Origin of the sequence: Bacillus alveayuensis (assembly GCA_030812955.1) — a bacterium.
GTDB lineage: Bacteria > Bacillota > Bacilli > Bacillales > Aeribacillaceae > Bacillus_CB > Bacillus_CB alveayuensis.
In genome coordinates this window covers 38,933-57,408 of sequence record JAUSTR010000008.1, presented here as the reverse complement: position 1 = coordinate 57,408, position 18,476 = coordinate 38,933, and the positions used below count along the sequence as shown (strand labels likewise).

The 18,476-nt window shown below is 37.3% G+C and carries 16 protein-coding genes, 1 pseudogene and 1 riboswitch; of the genes and pseudogenes, 6 read left to right on the top strand and 11 right to left on the bottom strand.

The window, feature by feature from the left end; all coding sequences use genetic code 11:
* Positions 1-285: 285 nt before the first annotated feature.
* From J2S06_RS10155 to J2S06_RS10145, 3 genes are all read right to left on the bottom strand, one after another.
* Entirely contained in the window at positions 286-1,023 is a 738-nt protein-coding gene (locus J2S06_RS10155; protein ID WP_419152201.1) for an amino acid ABC transporter ATP-binding protein, read from the bottom strand.
* A gap of 88 nt (positions 1,024-1,111) precedes the next feature.
* Positions 1,112-1,813 (bottom strand): amino acid ABC transporter permease, encoded by a 702-nt coding sequence (locus tag J2S06_RS10150; protein ID WP_419152200.1) that lies wholly within the window; start codon positions 1,811-1,813, stop codon positions 1,112-1,114.
* Positions 1,800-2,618, bottom strand: a complete 819-nt coding sequence (locus J2S06_RS10145) for an amino acid ABC transporter substrate-binding protein (RefSeq protein WP_419152199.1) — start codon at positions 2,616-2,618, stop codon at positions 1,800-1,802. Before J2S06_RS10145 ends, J2S06_RS10150 begins: the two co-directional genes overlap by 14 nt.
* Positions 2,619-3,157: 539 nt before the next feature.
* Between J2S06_RS10145 and J2S06_RS10140 the strand changes: the two are divergent.
* Positions 3,158-3,388 (top strand): annotated as a pseudogene (locus J2S06_RS10140) (IS701 family transposase); the annotation flags it as partial.
* 413 nt (positions 3,389-3,801) lie between these two features.
* Here J2S06_RS10140 and J2S06_RS10135 read toward each other — a convergent pair.
* Positions 3,802-4,116: a YbjQ family protein gene (locus J2S06_RS10135; protein WP_419152198.1), complete on the bottom strand. Its 315-nt coding sequence runs from the start codon at positions 4,114-4,116 to the stop codon at positions 3,802-3,804.
* On the bottom strand, positions 4,097-4,291 hold the full coding sequence (locus tag J2S06_RS10130; protein WP_044893171.1) for a hypothetical protein: 195 nt from the start codon (positions 4,289-4,291) through the stop codon (positions 4,097-4,099). Before J2S06_RS10130 ends, J2S06_RS10135 begins: the two co-directional genes overlap by 20 nt.
* 205 nt (positions 4,292-4,496) lie before the next feature.
* Here J2S06_RS10130 and J2S06_RS16115 point away from each other — a divergent pair, with 205 nt between their 5' ends.
* Positions 4,497-5,804, top strand: a complete 1,308-nt coding sequence (locus J2S06_RS16115; RefSeq protein ID WP_459077050.1) for a globin-coupled sensor protein — start codon at positions 4,497-4,499, stop codon at positions 5,802-5,804.
* A gap of 253 nt (positions 5,805-6,057) precedes the next feature.
* Positions 6,058-7,452, top strand: a complete 1,395-nt coding sequence (gene nhaC, locus J2S06_RS10115; protein ID WP_419152197.1) for a Na+/H+ antiporter NhaC — start codon at positions 6,058-6,060, stop codon at positions 7,450-7,452.
* Between the two features lie 48 nt (positions 7,453-7,500).
* Here nhaC and thiE read toward each other — a convergent pair whose 3' ends face one another.
* The 3 genes from thiE to thiM are packed head-to-tail and all read right to left on the bottom strand — an operon-like array spanning position 7,501 to position 9,800.
* Positions 7,501-8,154, bottom strand: coding sequence for a thiamine phosphate synthase (thiE, locus tag J2S06_RS10110; RefSeq protein ID WP_419152196.1), 654 nt, complete (start codon positions 8,152-8,154; stop codon positions 7,501-7,503).
* A 13-nt stretch (positions 8,155-8,167) separates the two neighbouring features.
* Positions 8,168-8,977, bottom strand: a complete 810-nt coding sequence (gene thiD / locus J2S06_RS10105) for a bifunctional hydroxymethylpyrimidine kinase/phosphomethylpyrimidine kinase (protein WP_044893168.1) — start codon at positions 8,975-8,977, stop codon at positions 8,168-8,170.
* A gap of 16 nt (positions 8,978-8,993) precedes the next feature.
* A complete protein-coding gene (gene thiM / locus J2S06_RS10100) occupies positions 8,994-9,800 on the bottom strand; it encodes a hydroxyethylthiazole kinase (RefSeq protein WP_419152195.1) in 807 nt (268 codons plus the stop codon).
* A 355-nt stretch (positions 9,801-10,155) separates the two neighbouring features.
* Here thiM and J2S06_RS10095 point away from each other — a divergent pair, with 355 nt between their 5' ends.
* The 3 genes from J2S06_RS10095 to J2S06_RS10085 all read left to right on the top strand — a co-directional run bounded on the left by J2S06_RS10095 (position 10,156) and on the right by J2S06_RS10085 (position 14,393).
* Positions 10,156-10,596, top strand: a complete 441-nt coding sequence (locus J2S06_RS10095) for an Hsp20/alpha crystallin family protein (protein WP_044893166.1) — start codon at positions 10,156-10,158, stop codon at positions 10,594-10,596.
* Positions 10,597-10,734: 138 nt separating this feature from the next.
* A riboswitch (cobalamin riboswitch) is annotated at positions 10,735-10,920 on the top strand.
* Positions 10,921-11,067: 147 nt separating this feature from the next.
* A complete protein-coding gene (locus J2S06_RS10090; RefSeq protein WP_419152194.1) occupies positions 11,068-13,335 on the top strand; it encodes a ribonucleoside-diphosphate reductase subunit alpha in 2,268 nt (755 codons plus the stop codon).
* A gap of 11 nt (positions 13,336-13,346) precedes the next feature.
* The gene (locus J2S06_RS10085; RefSeq protein WP_044893164.1) at positions 13,347-14,393 is read left to right on the top strand and encodes a ribonucleotide-diphosphate reductase subunit beta; all 1,047 of its coding nucleotides are present in this window, start codon (positions 13,347-13,349) and stop codon (positions 14,391-14,393) included.
* A 349-nt stretch (positions 14,394-14,742) separates the two neighbouring features.
* On the opposite strand, the gene J2S06_RS10080 is transcribed toward J2S06_RS10085, so the two are convergent.
* From J2S06_RS10080 to J2S06_RS10070, 3 genes are all read right to left on the bottom strand, one after another.
* Positions 14,743-15,993 (bottom strand): benzoate/H(+) symporter BenE family transporter, encoded by a 1,251-nt coding sequence (locus J2S06_RS10080; protein ID WP_419152193.1) that lies wholly within the window; start codon positions 15,991-15,993, stop codon positions 14,743-14,745.
* Between the two features lie 102 nt (positions 15,994-16,095).
* A complete protein-coding gene (locus J2S06_RS10075; protein WP_044893162.1) occupies positions 16,096-16,884 on the bottom strand; it encodes an enoyl-CoA hydratase/isomerase family protein in 789 nt (262 codons plus the stop codon).
* A 29-nt stretch (positions 16,885-16,913) separates the two neighbouring features.
* Positions 16,914-18,473 (bottom strand): class I adenylate-forming enzyme family protein, encoded by a 1,560-nt coding sequence (locus J2S06_RS10070; RefSeq protein WP_044893161.1) that lies wholly within the window; start codon positions 18,471-18,473, stop codon positions 16,914-16,916.
* Positions 18,474-18,476 lie beyond the last annotated feature (3 nt).

Below are 18,476 nucleotides of genomic sequence, written 5' to 3'. Positions count from 1 at the left end.
TTTAGTATACTTGCCAATATATTTAGGGTAATTTTTGGATAGAGGGAATTTTATCTCCAACACTTTTCTGTTCTTAAATCAACAAAAAGAGTAGGTGAAATTACCTACTCTCAGTTTGTAAACAAAGTTTATATAAAACGAGTTTTCAGACTGAATGAAAACACATGTCTCGAGGTACGAGCTCGATGAGGAGCGGAGTTACCAAATACGGTAATGAAGTGCGATGCGGGCGACGTAACAAAGAATGCAAGCGTTTGTCAACAGTCTGAGAGCAGGTGAATTTACCTACTCTTGTATCAACTGCAAAAACCTCTTTGTTCGTTCTTCTCTTGGTTGTTCAAAAATATCTTTTGGTGCGCCTCTTTCAACAATGACACCTTGATCCATGAATATCACTTCATCAGCCACTTCATTTGCAAAGCGCATTTCGTGGGTAACCACAACCATTGTCATACCTTCTTTTGCTAAATCTTTCATAACCTTTAGCACTTCACCAACTAGCTCAGGATCTAAGGCGGAAGTAGGCTCATCAAATAACATCACTTTTGGCTCCATCGCCAATGCTCTTGCAATACCTACTCGTTGTTGTTGACCTCCAGAAAGCTGGAAAGGATAATAATCCTTTTTATCAAGAAGTCCGACCTTTTCAAGAAGCTGTTCTGCCTTTTCGATTGCTCGTTCTTTTGACTCTTTTTTCACAATAATCGGACCTTCTGTAATGTTTTCTAATGCGGTTTTATGAGGGAATAAGTTATAGTATTGAAACACCATACCGGACTTACGTCTAAATTGAGCAATTTCTTTTTTCGTAACTGGTTTTGAAAAATCAATGTCCTGATCGTCTAACCGAATTGTTCCACTTGTCGGCTTTTCTAGTACGTTTAAACAGCGCAAAAGAGTTGTTTTACCAGATCCAGAAGGTCCGATAACAACAACAACTTTTCCTTTTTCAATGTGTAAATCGATCCCCTTTAAAACCTCCAAATGATCAAATCGTTTGTATAAATTTTGGATTGTAATCATGATAAAACTCCTTTAACATTATCCAGTAAATCTTCACCTTTTTTCGGCGAAGTCACTCGACTAAAAAAGGTATTATGTGATGGAAACCTTACTTTGCAACATACCGGTCCAATCTGCCTTCAATGTTTTGTTGGACAATGGATAATAGGAAACAAATAATCCAATACAATAAAGCTGCCTCAGAATAAAGAAGCAAAAATTCATACGTTGTTGAAGCGATTTCTTGTGCTTTTCGAAACATCTCTGTTACTAAAATTAAAGATGCTAGAGAAGTATCTTTCACGAGACTGATAAAGGTATTGGATAAAGGTGGTATCGAAACGCGTGCAGCTTGTGGGAGAATGATTCGTTTTAACGTTTGAGAGTACGTCATCCCTAATGTATATCCTGCTTCCCATTGTGCTTTTGGAATGGATAAAATCGCTGCACGAATAATTTCGGATGCATAAGCTCCTACATTTAAAGAAAAACCAATGATAGCTGATGGGAACGGATTAATGGTAATTCCAATTGTTGGCAACCCATAAAAGATAATAAAGAGCTGAACGAGTAATGGGGTACCACGAATTACAGAAACATAAAATCTTGCTATCCATTGTAATGGTTTAATCGTTGAGATTCTGGCTAGTGCTGTGAAGACCGCTAAAACAAGTCCAAGTGTAAAAGTGATTAATGTTAAGGGCAAAGTATAATACAAAGCTCCCTTCAGCATAGGGAGAAGTGAGCTTTGTGCTATTTCTATTAAACGCTCCAATCGCTCAGGGTCGATTATAATATTATTCAGATACATCTTCACCAAACCATTTCTCTGAAAGTTTTGCTAATGTGCCGTCTTGTTTCATTTCTTCCAGCACTTCATTAACCGCTTCGACAAGCTCTTCATTTCCTTTTCTAAACATAAATGCACTTTCAGCTGCATCGTCACTTTCTGCGACTATTTTAATAGGCGCATCTGGTTTTTGTTTCATGTAGTCTAAAACAGATAATTTATCATTAATGGTCGCATCGACACGATTTGATGTAATTAATTCAATGGCTTGGTTAAATCCTTCAACGCCTACAAGTTCTGCTCCATTAGCTTTAGCTAATTCACCATAGTTACTTGTTAAAGATTGTGCCGCTTTTTTACCATTTAAGTCTTCAAATGATTGAATGTCATTGTTATCTTTCTGAACAACTACTACTGCTGTTGAAACAGTGTATGGGATCGAGAAATCATATTTTTCAACACGTTCTGGCTTAATACCCACTTGGTTCGCAATCATATCAAAGCGCTTAGAATTTAAACCAGCAAACATTGCATCCCATTGCGTTTCTTTAAACTCTACTTCGAGTCCTAATCGTTTTGCTACTTCTTTTGCCACTTCAACATCATAACCCGTTAATTCTCCATTTTCATCATGGAATGTAAATGGTGGGTATGTGCCTTCCGTTCCAACTCGAATGCCCCCTTCTTCCTTAATTTTGTCATATAAATTTTCCCCTTCAGCTGTTTCTAGCTTTTCTTCTTGGCTATTTTCATTTGCTGTACCACATGCAGCTAAACTAAAAATTATACTAGTAATAACAAATATTGTTAAAAATATTTTTTTCATATTTAAACCCCCAGTATTCTTATTGGATATATACACCTATGAATCATATAAAATAAACGTACTATTGTCAATTTATTATTTGTGTTAATTATTTCTTCCTATGCAAAAATTATTTTGTAATGTAGATGGGCAAATTCCCTACATATATTTACATCCAAACAAAAAAGGAGACAGGAACCCAACTCCTTGGTTAGAATAGATGTGCTACCAACTACCTACAAGGAGGTTCATGTCTCATGAATTGATTAGCACCTCATCAAGGAATCCACAAGTTTTTCACAACGTTTGGTCATTTCTCTTGTTTCCTATCATATTTATGTCCTTTATTAGTCCTATGAAGGACCTTTCTTATGCTTTCTATCTTATTTTTGTCCTTCATTAATCCAATGAAGGACACTTCTTATGCTTTCTATCTTATTTTTGTCCTTCATTAATCCAATGAAGGACACTTCTTATGCTTTCTATCTTATTTTTGTCCTTCAAAAGCCTCATGACGGACATTCATCATCTACATTTGCTTCTTTTTGGACTTCATCTCCCCCCTGAAGCTTGATGGATACCGTGTTCGCGAACGTCAAGTAATGAAACGGTATTGGATTATTGTACAACTTGCTTATGTGTACAGTATGTTCGAATCCAACGGCAATTTTTCGGATGTGCTCGATCTCCTGCGTAAGAGAAAAGGACATAGCCTCGTGGAGTTCATTTACCATGCGGCGAAACAAAATATTCCCATTGATTCTGTGAAAAAACAGCTCCACGTGACATAAGGGGTAAACTGTTTGTTTTTTATGGTAATTATTGTAATCGGAATTGCTCAACTACAGTTTTGTATTAAATAATCAAAAATAATTTAACTTTTGTGATAAAAATTTTACTTTATTTTCTGCTGATCCTCCTGAAATCATTTTCTTTTCCAGGACAAAAGCGCAGGGCGTTCGCTAAAGCAGCGTACAAACTAAGACCTTTCAGTAGGAGATAAAGGAAACGCAGGCGATCGTTGAGTCGATGTTGACTTATCGTACAGATGAAATGGGAAGTTAGCTAGCCGCTAACGCCCGGAGCTAGACAAAAAACCAACGATGAACAAGGTTGTCCACAAGTTGTAAATTTGTAATTTCCTATAATTTCCTAAACAATAAAAAAACCTTAGAGATACCTCAAAAGGTACTCTAAGGTTCTATTATTCTACGACAACCGCCGTGCCGTAAGCGATGATTTCAGAAGCATTTTGCATGACGGCTGATGTTTCTAACCTTATGCAAATGATCGCATTGGCTCCTTTTTGTTTGGCATCTTCAACCATTCGACCAATTGCTTTTTGCCTCGCTTCTTCCATCATTTCTGTATATTCTTTTAATTCGCCACCAACAATCGTTTTTAATCCTGCCATAATATCTTTACCAATGTGCTTCGATTGTACTGTACTGCCGCGAACAAAACCTTTCAATTCTTTTATTTCTTTTCCAGGAACAAAATCAGTAGTTACGATAATCATTTTCTTCATCCTCCTTTTTTTCCTTTATTCTTTCTCTAATTAGAAATATCATGAGGAAAACAAACAAAAGAAAAGAAATCATAAAAAAGACTATACCTTTTAATACATGGATAAATACAAATATATATCCGATTAGCTGTGTCAAAATCACTGCGACTAATAGAATATTTTTCATACGTTCGCCTTCTCTCATTGCTTCTTTCTTTCAAATGATTTTACGAAATGACTCGTGTTTAAGTTTCAACTTTTTGACAAAATGTTAACTTTTTCACCAAATTGTTTTGACATAAAAGGATTTTATGATTTAATTTAGTTAATATTTTAAGTGCTCGTCCGATATTTAATATGTGTGGTCATTTTTAAATAAAGGGGAATGGATTATGGCTTTTCAATTATTTATAAAGAAAAAAACATCTACCAATCATTCATTTTTCTCTAAGGAAATAGATGAGAGCAAAATTATTTTACAAGTGAATAATGAAAAGTATCATAAACAATTAAAATTAATTGGATTTACGAAACAAGATCTTCGAAATACTTACTTGCTTCAGCCATTTATTAAAGAAAAAATCGATGATATTACAACCTTCTTTTATCAAGTAATCGCAGAAAATGAACAGTTAATGGAGATGATTAATACATATAGCTCAATCGAAAGACAAAAAAAATTGTTAACAACTCATATATTAAAAATGTTTAATGGTGCGTTGACAGATGATGATATTCAACGAATGTATCAAATTGCTCATCGCCATGTCCAAATTGGCCTTGATGAAAAATGGTATATAGCTGCTTTTCAAAATTTATTAGATGTCATCTTATCAATTGTTTCAGAGCACTTTCAATCCATAGACGAATTCTTAGCTGCTGCAAAATCTATTACGAAATTAATTAATTTTGAACAGCAAATTGTTTTAGAAGCATACAAATATGAATATGAAAAAATTAGAAAAGAAATGGAAAAGGAAAAAGAATTCTTTTTAAATCACATTCAAGAAACGTCCAAACAATTAGCATCCTTAACAGAAGAATCAAAAAACTTCCTAGAAGAAATTAATGCCCAAACGAAGGAACTGGCTGAAATTGCTATTGGACGTTATGAATTAGCAGCATCTGCCGAAATGGAAGCTTATAATGGAAAAAAAGAATTACAACACCAATCTGAACTTATTAACCTTATTAATAAACGAACAGACGACATTGCAAATAAAATGAACTCATTAGAACAAACCTCAGCTAAAATTAATCATGTCGTATCCATCGTTACGTCAATTGCAGAACAAACAAACCTTTTAGCACTAAATGCTGCCATCGAATCAGCCCGAGCTGGTGAATATGGAAAAGGATTTGCTGTTGTCGCTAGTGAAGTTCGTAAACTAGCAGAAGAGACAAAAAACTCTGTGCTTGGTGTTTCTAATTTAATTAATGAAATTCATAACCAAATTGATAGTATTTCCGCTTCAATTACAGATGTAACGAAACTAACAGGAGAAGGCTCAAAGAAAATGGGGGAAATGATCCAATTTTTTGATAGCGTTTTAAAATTAATTGACAATAATAAAGAACAAAGTGAGAAAACAAAAACTGAATTAGAAATTTTTGTAAAAGCCATTGATGATGTGACGAAAAACGTTGGCCACATTTCCGATACGTCAGAACAATTAAAAGAAATGGCAAAAAATATTTAGTTTATAAGAGGGGGACAAATGTCTTCCCTCTCTTTTTATGAAATTAAACGAAATGTGAATCACGTTCTGAATTATGTCTGTTCACGGTTATAATAGGCAAATTGAGCTACCTGCTATCAACCACAAAATTCCATCATTCTTTTCTTGACACGATGTCAATATTCTTCTATATTAAAACTACACATTCACTTTCATACGAAAAAGCATAAAAGTATAAAAGTGGGAAAGCGGTAAAAATAAAGGAGATGCCAGCATGAATTCAACATGGAAATTTTCTCACGCACTTTTGATGATGTTTTTCATCTTATTCATGATTTTTTATAGTCTATTTATTTTAAAAACAGAACCTCATCTACCATTATTTGTTTCTATTATCTTATTAGCACTTCTCTCTAGATGGAAAGGGATGAACTGGAGGGAATTAGAAGAAGGAATTATTAAAGGGATTCAAAACGGGGGCCAGCCGATCATTATTTTATCACTCATCGGCATGTTAATCGGGGCATGGATGATCAGCGGAACAATTCCTACCATTACTGTATGGACGTTAACTTTTTTTCAGCCAGAATCATTTTTTATTGCCGCCATTATTTGTTGTATGATTATTTCTACATTGATTGGTAGTACTTTTACAACAGTTAGTACGATCGGTGTTGCTTTAATGGGAGTTGCTCAGATGGCGAATATCCCGTTAGAAATTGCTGCAGCAGCCATTATTTGCGGTGCTACATTTGGAGATAAAATGTCTCCTATGTCGGACACGACAAACTTTGCATCAGGGGTTGCCACTGTCAACATTTTTACACATATTCGCCACATGCTTTATACGACATTGCCTAGTCTTTTCATTACAGTTATTTTTTTTATGTTCATATCTTTAAAATTAGATGTTCAACCCGAAACAACAGCAAACCTTTTAACTCTTAAAGATTCAATCAGCCATTTGATAAATATTCATTTTCTTACAATCCTATCACCGATCCTTGTTATCGCTCTCGCATTGATGAAAAAACCGGTTATACCGTCTTTAATTGCTGGGATTGTAAGTGCGGGATTTATTGCCTACTTTATTCAAGGAATCTCTGTTGCTCAATTTTTACAAGTATTACAGAACGGTCCATCCATCTCTTCTGGATTGGATGAAGTCGATCGCATGATCAACCGCGGCGGTCTGCAATCGATGATGTGGTCCATTTCCCTTATCATGATTGCCTTCGCTTTTGGAGGATTACTTGAGAAAACCGGAATTATCCATGCTCTATTAGAAGGATTAAAAAAGCAGCTTAAAACAAAAGGACAAGTAATCTTATCAACTGTCTTATCATCAATCGGAGTTAATCTCGTAACAGGGGAACAATATTTATCTATTTTAATACCAGGACAATCCTTTAAAGAAATGTATCGAAAATACGAAATCCCTCTTCCTTATTTATCAAGAGCGGTTGAGGATGCAGGGACACTCATTAACCCTTTAATTCCTTGGGGTGTAAGTGGTGCATTTTTAGCGGCAACACTAGGCGTCGATGTGATTGATTATCTCCCTTATGCAGTCTTTTTATATGTATCTCCTATCTTCTCCATTCTCTTTGGATTTCGTTTATCCAATAAAGCAAAAGAGCATTCATTAAAAATGAAAAAAGTATCTTAAAAGGGTCTGCCCCACAAAAAATATAGTGGGGACAGACCCTAATCCCTATTATTTTTTTACACTTTTTACAAGTTCTCGCGCTGCTTCGAATGGTGACTCACTAGATGCAATCGCACTTATCACAGAAACGCCGTCAGCTCCAGCATGAATGACTTCTTTTGCATTTTCAGGCGTGATTCCTCCAATTGCCACAATCGGGGTTTGAATACCGCTTTCACGAAGAGAGCGAATAATCGAAGGTCCTTGTGCCTCTTTTGCATCGTCTTTCGAAGAGGTCGGAAAAATAGGACCGACACCGATATAATCAGCTCCAGCGGCAATGGCCTCACGCGCTTCTTTCAAATTATGAGCAGAAACGCCAAGAATTTTATGGCCAATTTTCCTACGAACGATATCCGCTTTCTCATCTTCTTGACCGATATGAACCCCATCAGCATCCAGTTCCATCGCTAACTGCACATCATCATTTACAATAAATGGAATGTTATGTTCTCGGCAAATCGATTGTAGCTTTGTCGCAAAATGACGCTTTTTCTCACCTGTGTATGCATTTTTTCCCTTTTCTCGAAATTGGAATAAAGTAATTCCCCCATCAATCGCTTCTGTTAAGACAGTTAATGGATCTTTTTTACAATTTTGGCTCCCCAAAATAAAATAAACACTCAGCCATTTTCTCATCATTTCTCTTGATATACGTTCCATGAATGACCACCTATTAGGAAAGTTGAGTTTGTTGATAAGCCCAGTGATTTGTCGGACCATGGCCATGACCAATGCCTAACTCATGCTCAATCGCAGCCTGGATAAATGCTTTAGCCGTTTGAACCGCATCCTTAACACGTTTTCCTTTGGCAAGCTCTGCCGTTATGGCCGCTGCAAAAGTACAGCCGGTTCCGTGTGTATGCTTCGTTTCGATTCTTTTGTTAGTAAAAAAAGAATATTCTTGACCATCGAACAACAAGTCGACTGCTTCATCACCGTCATCATCATGTCCACCTTTAATGACTACATGTTTGACACCAAGTTCATACAATCGCTGTGCGGCTTTTTGGCGGTCATCCATTGTTTGAATGAACATGCCCGTTAACGCTTCCGCCTCAGGAATATTTGGAGTAATGACCATAGCTAATGGCAGTAAATATTTTTTCAAAGCATTTACCGCTTCTTCTTGTAAAAGAGGTTCACCGCCTTTTGCAATCATCACGGGGTCGACAACAAGACGACTCCAACGAAAATGCTTCACTTGATTAGCAACAGCTTCGATTATTTCTGCACTAAACAGCATTCCAGTTTTTACAGCATCTGTTCCTAAATCCGTTCCAATGGATTCAATCTGTTTTTCAACCGCTTCAACAGACAAAGGATATACCCCTTGTACGCCAACCGTATTTTGTGCGGTCACTGCTGTTAACGCAGACATTCCAAAAACTCCTAAAGCATGAAACGTTTTTAAATCCGCTTGAATACCTGCACCGCCGCCGCTATCAGAGCCGGCAATCGTTAATGCTTTATATATATTTCCCATGAAAATCCTCCTTTTATTACACTTGTTCTACTCGACCAAGCTCACTAATATCCTCTTTCTGTATGTTTGAAAGTGCGTTTAAAAAGGCCATTTGAAAACTGCCAGGTCCATCATGTGCTGTTTTGCTTGCAGCTATTTCCGCCGCCACTCCATAACTGACAAGTGCAGCCGCCGCTGCGTTTAATAAATTAGACTCAACTGCAGCAAATGCACCGATCACGGAGGTTAATAAACAACCTGTTCCCGTTACTTTTGTTAATAGCGGGTGGCCATTATGAATGACATATGTTGTTTGGCCGTCTGTAACAATATCATCCTTTCCAGTAATCACAACGATCGTACCTAATTGCTGTGCAGCTTTTTTGGCTAACATAAGAACATCGCCGTTTCCTTCTCCGGCATCTACACCTTTAATATCCCAATTTTCTCCTATAACATTGGCCACTTCAGCAGCATTTCCTCTTATCATGGAAATGTTTACTTCTTTCACAATTTTTCTCGCCGTTTCTGTTCTATAAAGTGTAGCTCCAGCGCCAACAGGGTCGAAAATCACTGGCACTTTATTTTCATTGGCTGATTTTCCAGCAATCAACATCGCTTCGACTTCCATTTCGTTTAATGTACCGATATTTAAAACAAGTGCCCCTGCGATTTTCGCCATATCCGCTACTTCTTCTTTCGCATACGCCATAACTGGTGAAGCACCTAATGCTAAAAGACCGTTCGCCGTAAAATTGGTCACAACGACATTTGTAATATTATGAACAAGTGGATTCACTTGCCTCACTTTTTCTAACGTACTGATCACATTTAGCACGTTCATGATTTTCTCCCCTTCCATCAAAATAAAAAACACTTTGCGCGTAAGGCAAAGTGTATACTTATGTTCCACTTATCACTTTCCCTACGCTGGCATTACCCAACAGGTTCCTGCGGTCAACGACGGCATAGTCGTACTCTCAGCCTGATTCCACAAGCTCCCGCTTCACTTTTATTTTCACCGTTTTACAAGCCCAGTCTACCCCTTCTTAACAAGGAATGCAAGTGTTTATTTCCCCGTCTTTCTATCGATTGTATAGAAAAAAGTGGAGGATGAAAATGTCACAAATGACATGATGAATATTTTGAATAAAAGGATACATAATAAAAGTGAATTTTGACAAAAGGAGGTCATGTTTATGGCATTAATTCCATATGAACCATTTCGTCAGCTTGATCATTTTCGCAGAGAAATGAATCGAATGTTTACAGAAGGATTCCCACAGCTAATGGATCATTTCGAAAGAGCCACGATCCCAAGAATGGATGTTCATGAAACCGATCAAGAAGTCATCGTTACTTGTGACCTTCCGGGTTTAGAGAAAAAGGAAGATGTGCAAATCGATTTAGATCAAAATGTATTATCTATTAGCGGCACTATTCATCGTAAAAATGAAATAAAAGAGGAACAAATGCATCAAATGGAACGATTTACGGGGCGTTTTCACCGCTCGATCACCTTACCAGCAAATGTTAAAGAAGATGAAGTTCGCGCAACATATAAAAATGGTGTTTTAGAAATTCATATTCCGAAACAATCCGAAAGCACAAAAAGAAAAATCGATGTTCAATTTCATTAAGAGAAGTAACGGAGGGGGAATAAATTTTATGATCCCCCATTTTTATTGTTGCAATTTCTTCTATACACCTTTATTATTATAATAGAAACAAAAATCAATATATTGTGTCTATCAATAATACAAAATACTATATATTGATATAAACCAATAAACAAAGGTGCTATCAATAGCTTAAAAGGGAATCTGGTGAAAATCCAGAACTGTCCCCGCAACTGTAAGTGCTACGAAAAGAAGCTACCCACTGTATGTCATTTTTGCATATGGGAAGGGTTCAAAGTAGGATAAAGCACAAGTCAGGAGACCGGCCTTTGTTTACCGTTTCTGAATCTTCGGGAGTTGAGAAGATGAAACGATGGTTTAAAAGGGAGAATCATGGTTGATTGAATAGAAATACCTCCTTTTATATCATCGTTTGATCCACTCAAGACCTGAAAGAGTGGATTTTTTTATACATTAAAGGAGGACGAAGCAATGGAGCTAACGAAAACGATACACTTACAAGATGTATACAAACAAGGCCAAATGGATTTAGAAAAATTAAAATATTATTTGTTGGATATCGGAGGGGCGTATCCGAAGCTTTCAATGCAGCCATATATGGAGAGAGTGTTATCATTTGTAGAACATCAACCATTCGATCAAATTTCGAAGCTATCAAATGTTTTAATATTAGAGGCTCTTTCCTATATATCGGAAACAGAGCCTGACTGGACTTATTTTGCAGCGAGAATTTACCTTGATCAATTATATATGGAAGCCCAACGAAACAGAGGCTATCACGAAAAAACATATGGAGATTTTTATCAATTAATTACCTGTTTAACAGAAAAAGGAATTTACCATTCCAATTTATTACAAGCGTATTCCCAGGATGAAATTCAAGAGCTAGGTGCTTATATTGTTCCTTCACGAGATTATTTATTTACGTACATCGGTTTAAAAACACTTTCTGATCGCTATTTAGCCCGAGATTACGAAAAAAGAACATTTGAACTACCACAAGAACGTTTTATGGTTATAGCGATGACGCTCATGATGAAAGAAAACGAAAAGCATCGTTTATCTCTTGTGAAAGAAGCCTACTGGGCTTTAAGCAATCTATACATGACAGTTGCAACACCGACTCTAGCTAATGCTGGGAAATCATATGGACAACTTTCAAGCTGTTTTATCGATACAGTTGATGATAGTTTACAAGCAATTTTTGATAGCAATACAGACATCGCCAATTTATCTAAAAATGGTGGAGGAATCGGTGTCTATTTAGGAAAAATACGCAGTCGCGGCAGTGATATTCGTGGATTTAAAGGGGTTTCATCTGGTATCATTCCATGGATGAAACAGCTTAATAACACAGCCGTCAGTGTTGACCAATTAGGGCAACGAAAAGGAGCCATTTCTGTTTACCTAGACGTATGGCATAAAGATATTTTCTCCTTTTTAGATGCCAAGTTAAATAATGGCGATGAACGACTAAGAACACACGACTTATTTACAGGTGTTTGTATTCCAGATTTATTCATGGAACAAGTAGAGGCCCGAGGTGATTGGTATTTATTTGATCCTCATGAAGTCAGGCAAGTGATGGGATATAACTTAGAAGACTTTTATGATGAAGAATACGGAAACGGCAGCTTTCGTGAAAAGTATTGGGAATGCGTCCATCATCCAGCTTTATCAAAAGAAAAAGTTCCAGCCATTGAAATCATGAAACGGATTATGATTAGTCAGCTTGAAGCAGGGACACCGTTTATGTTTTACCGAGATGAAGTAAACCGGCAAAATGCCAATAAACATGTTGGCATGATTTATTGTAGCAACTTATGTACAGAGATTGCCCAAAATCAAAGTGCCACAACCGTTGAACAACAATATACAGAAGACGGAAAAATCATCATCGTCAAAAAGCCAGGGGATTTTGTTGTATGTAACTTATCGTCTATAAATTTAGCACGTGCTGTTCAAGATGATGTGTTAAAACGGTTAATCAAAATTCAAGTTCGCATGCTTGATAACGTCATTGATTTAAACAACATTCCTGTTCTCCAAGCGAAAATAACCAATGAAAAGTATAGAGCCATTGGCCTAGGAACCTTTGGTATGCATCATTTATTTGCCTTAAAGAAAATTAAATGGGAAAGTGAAGAAGCCGTTCAGTTTGTTGATCAGTTATATGAAAAAATTGCCTTTTACACAATCGAAACGAGTATGGAATTAGCGAAAGAAAAAGGGGCGTACCCATTATTTAAAGGCTCGGAATGGGAAACGGGCCGCTATTTTAAAAGACGTGGCTACAATAATCAAGAATGGACAACTTTAAAAGAACAAGTGCAAAAAAATGGTATACGCAACGGCTATTTAATGGCAGTAGCTCCAAATGCTTCAACATCGATTATCGCTGGGAGCACGGCGAGCATTGATCCGATCTTTCAAAAAGTGTATGCAGAAGAAAAGAAAGACTATAAAATTCTGGTCACAGCTCCAAATTTAAATCCTGAAACGACATGGTTTTACAAATCAGCCTATATGATTGATCAAACTTGGAGTATTAAACAAAATGCTGTTAGACAAAAACATATTGACCAATCGATCTCGTTTAACTTTTACGTTTTAAATACGATTAAAGCAAAAGACTTATTGAACTTGCATGTAACGGCATGGAAGTCTCGCCTGAAGACGACGTATTACGTTCGATCAACATCAAGTAATATCGAAGAATGTGACTCTTGTGCAAGCTAGGAGGGATGATGATGGGAGCAAATGTATTAACGAAACGCGTCTTGATGGACCCAGAAGCACCTAACCGTTCAACTGCGATTGTAAATGGAAAAAGTTCAAACGTATTAAATTGGGACGATGTCGCTTATCCTTGGGCCTACCCAAAATATAAACGAATGCTCGCCAACTTTTGGACACCGTTTGAAATTAACATGTCTCAAGATATTAAACAGTTTCCACAATTAACGGAACATGAACAAAACGCCTTTTTGAAGATTATTGGTTTACTAGCGTTATTAGATAGTATCCAAACAGATTATGCAGGAAAGGTTGCCGATTATATTACCGATTCTAGCATTAATGCGCTAATGATTATATTAGCTCAGCAAGAAGTCATTCATAACCATTCCTACTCGTATGTTCTTTCAAGTATCGTTCCAAAAAACATACAAGATGAAGTGTTCGAGTATTGGCGCAACGAACCTGTACTAAGAAAAAGGAATGAATTTGTGACAAATGGCTATATAGCATTTGCCGAACAACCGAATGTTGAAAACTTATTAAAATCCATTGTCTTTGATGTAATTTTAGAAGGGTTGTTCTTCTATTCAGGCTTTGCCTTCTTTTATAACTTAGCACGCAATCAAAAAATGGTCGCCACCAGCACGATGATCAATTATATTAATCGCGATGAACAGCTACATGTTGATTTATTTGTCAAAATTTTTAAAGAAGTTCTAAAACAATATCCAGAATATGATACACCTGAGTTAGAGCGGTTTGTCATCGAAACGTTTAAACAAGCAGCAGAGCTGGAAATTGAGTGGGCACGTCTTATTATTGGACATAACATCGAAGGACTTTACTTACAAGACGTAGAAAGCTATATTAAATTTTATGCAAACGTTCGTTCGAATCAACTTGGTTTTCCGCGCCCTTTTGAAGGATACCGCACAAATCCTTTAAAATGGATGAAGGCATATGAAGAAGTCGACCTCGGTAAATCTGATTTCTTTGAACAAAAATCTAGACAGTATACAAAAGTTAATCATATTGATAATGGCTTTGATGAACTGTAAACAAATGTCCCCATTGGAAATGGGGACTTAACCATGAAAAAACCAAACCAACACGGTTGTTCGTAGGATAGGTTTGAACAAGATACATCTTTATTTAGAAAGGATGTTTTCGTAAACTTTGTTGCTTTTCGACTGTCTATGTACCGAACAAAGCACGTGGTCGGACAAACCGCATTTGTTCGACTATCAACTTTTGTTCGGTTCACGTCACGCTTTAGCGTGACATAGCAAGCGTGTCGCTTGGACAGTCTATAGTAAAGCAAAAATCTTTGCGAAAAGAGCCTTTTTAAAAAAGGTAAACTATTTCGAAAGCGGTTTCAATTCGTTTATCTACCTGAATTTTAGTGCATTATGAAGTTTTGGAAATAGCATGATCCATTTTCTCTGGAAGTTCAAACCCATTGTCATGTTCATTTTGAAAATGATGTGGTTCGATTAACAAGGAAACGAATACCCCTCCGACTAATGCCCAAAACGGTGAACTAATATTAAAAAAACTAATACCCGACATACCAATGATCAAGGCGAAAAACGCCCCAACTTGAAATTTAGAATCAGAAAAAGCACTTTGCAGTGAGTTCACTAAAACACTAATCATGGCCAGACCAGCAACGGTACCCACTAATACAGAAGGTAAAGCCGTTACAAAAGGTACGACAATACCGGCCAGTAATCCAAATAAACTGAATAAGATACCGTTTACCACAACAGATGCATAACGCCCTTCCTTATTTCTTCCCGCTTCCTCTGAAGCACAAATGGCCGTCATCGGACCAGCAATATTTGCATTATGTCCTCCAAAGAACGAAGTGACCATTCCACCAATACCGCTTAATATTGTCATAACATTGACAGGTGGTTTGTATCCTTGAGCCATTAATACACCTGTTGCTTGGGCATTTTCTGCTCCGATGACTAAAAAAGCAAGCGGAAGAGAAACAGATACTATTGCCTCAAGACTGAATGTAGGCATTAAAATTTGTGGAAGAATAAAACTACTTTGCTGCTCTTGAAATTGAAATTCGTTCATGATTGCTACTAAAATAACAGAAACAAAGAATGACGTTAAAATTGGCGGTATGACTTTAATAAATCGTACTGATAACAAGTATACGAAAACTGCTGCCCCTGCGATTAACGGGGCTTTTTCAATTGATGTAATCATTCCGGTTCCAAAACGGATCATGGCTCCGACAATCATCCCCATTACGATCGGAACAGGTATCCAGTTCATAATCTTTCCAATTGTTTTGGTAATCCCTAATATAAAGACAATAACACCTGCCACAAAATAAGCACCCGCCATTTCATTTAAAGAAAACTGTGATAATGCTCCTGCAACAAGCACTGCACCTGGAATGGAGTAAGCTCCTGCAATCGGCTGGCGATATTTCAATGCCAAATAAATCCCCAACAATCCACCGAAGAAATAAACGGCAAAGAGCCATGAGATCATCTGCTCATGTGTCAAACCACCGTCAGCTGCTCCACCAATAATAATTAAAGCTGGACCAGTACAGCCAAAAATAGCTGCAAGTGTACCGGCGCTCACTGTATTAATATTTAATTGTTTCATAAATCCTTTTCGTTCGGTATTCATAATGTTCCTCCTTTTGTTACGAATTTTCTGAAAATAACTGTTTTTTTATATGCTCCCTCAACCATCGCTGGGGAGGGAGCATATAGTTGTTATATTAAATGATTATTTTCCTGTGAAATTTGGTTTTCTTTTTTCAACGAATGCCTCAACGCCTTCTTTGAAGTCCTCTGTAGTACGAAGCAATCCATAGGCTTTTCCTTCTATTTCAATTCCTGCACTAAGCGGCGTTTCATCTGCTGCATTGAGCACTTGCTTACATACTTTTAATGCAAGAGGCGAGAAGTTTACTAGTTCTTCAACGAGTGAATCGACAGCTTTTTCTAGGTCTTCCTTTGCGACAACTTTTGTGATCAGGCCCCATTGATACGCTTCATCAGCTGGAATTCTTCTTGCACGCATAATCATGTCTTTTGCACGGGTTAATCCTACTGCTTTGGCCACTCTTTGCGTTCCACCACTTCCAGGAATCATACCAAGATTCATCTCAGGTAGGGCTAATAGTGTGTCGTCTGCAGCAATTCGAAAATCGCATGCCATGGCCATTTCAAGACCAACTCCAAATGTATAGCCTTGAAGCTGAGCTATGACAGGCTTTGGAGAACGTTCTGGTGCTGCAACGTTTACAGCAAGATGCGATAATTCTTCTTGGTGTACATCCATAAATTCAGGGATATTACCTCCTGCACTAAATGCCTTGTCCCCTTCACCTTTAATAATAATGACGCGAACCTCATCGTCTTTATTTAACTCATCAAAAATTTCCGAAAATTGTGAGCGAGCTAGCATACTAATATAATTCATTTTTTCTGGACGGTCGAATACAATCGTGGCCGTCTTTTTTTCCGGATTTTTTTCCACTCGAATGTGATCATATTGTTTTACTGCTTCCATGTTTTTGTTCCCCTTTCTTTTTGAAAAAATTAAACGATTTTTTCACTTTCATTTATATATAGTTCAAATTCTCCCGTTTTGAGTTTACGACGGAGAATTTTCCCAACAGGGCTTTTCGGTACTTCTTGAATAAATACGTATTTTCTAGGACGTTTAAAGTTTGAAAGCTTCGTGTTATTTTTACAATAATCGTCGAGTTCCTGTATGGTAAGTGACGGATCTTTTGGTACGACATAAGCGGAAACAATTTGCCCCCAACGATCATCCTCTTCACCAATTACAGCAACTTCATGTACTTTCGGATGCTTTGCTAAAACATCTTCTACTTCAAGAGGATGTATATTTTCTCCACCGGAAATAATCATATCATCGACACGTCCGACGACATATAAATCGCCATCCTCATCTAATTTGCCAAGGTCTCCAGTAAAATACCATCCATCCCGAATGGCTTTTTTTGTTGCATCCGGTCTATTCCAGTAGCCTTTAAAGCTTTCTGGTGATTCAATATTGGCAATAATTTCTCCCAGTTCTCCTTTTTCCACCACATCCTCTGGAGTTGCATGGCCATCAGGATCTGCCTTAACAATGCGGATATTTTGATGAAAGCCTGGCTTACCAGCACATCCTGGCTTTTCCATCACATTTGGATTGATCGTAAATGTATAAATTTCAGTGCTGCCATAATGGTTCACAAACACTTCAGGCTTTAACATTTCAATACATTTTTCCGTTAAAGCTGTTGTCATGGAAGCGCCCGCATAACCGATTTTTTTCAACTTAGACAAATCGTAATTAGGAAATTCAGCGTGATTTAACATATCGTGATATAACGTAGGTACTAAGTAAAGGCATGTAATTTCTTCACGTTCTATTAATTCCAACGCTTCCTTTGCATCAAAATCAGGTAGAACAACATATTTACCATTTAAAAACATAATAGATAGAAGGGAGCGCATTCCCATCGTATGATAAAGCGGCATTGTCCCTAATGTACTTTCCCCGTCTTGATATTGATTTTGGATAATATGGGCTAGCGCTGCGCTATATTCATTTTTGTGCGTTCGCGGAACTCCTTTTGGTTTTCCTGTTGTTCCGGACGTATAAAGCATGAGGGCGACATCGTTATCATCTATAGTAGGTTTTTCCAAGCTGCCAGGACTTCTTTCAACAAGTTCATTATAGTAGATATCAGCACCTTCCACTTCGCCAAGACCAATCAGTATTGGCTTTTGCTGAAGATTTGCTTTCAAAACGGATTCCTGGCTTACGCTTTCGTATATGACAGCAGCAGCCTCTGCATCATTGACACAATACTCAACTTCTTTCACCGAAAGGCGAAAATTAATTGGAGTGTAAACGGCTCCAATTTTTTGCAGAGCCCAATAAATCACTGTGTTTTCAAGACGATTTTTTAAAAGGATCATAACGCGGTCATGCTGTTTAATGCCGATTTTTTGAAGGGAGGCAGCAACTTTTTCCACTTCGTTATGAAATTGCCGGTACGTATACCTTCTGTCTCCTTCTACGACAGCAAGACGATTCGGATAACGATCAACAGCAAATTCAAAAAGAGTTACAAGGTTCATATC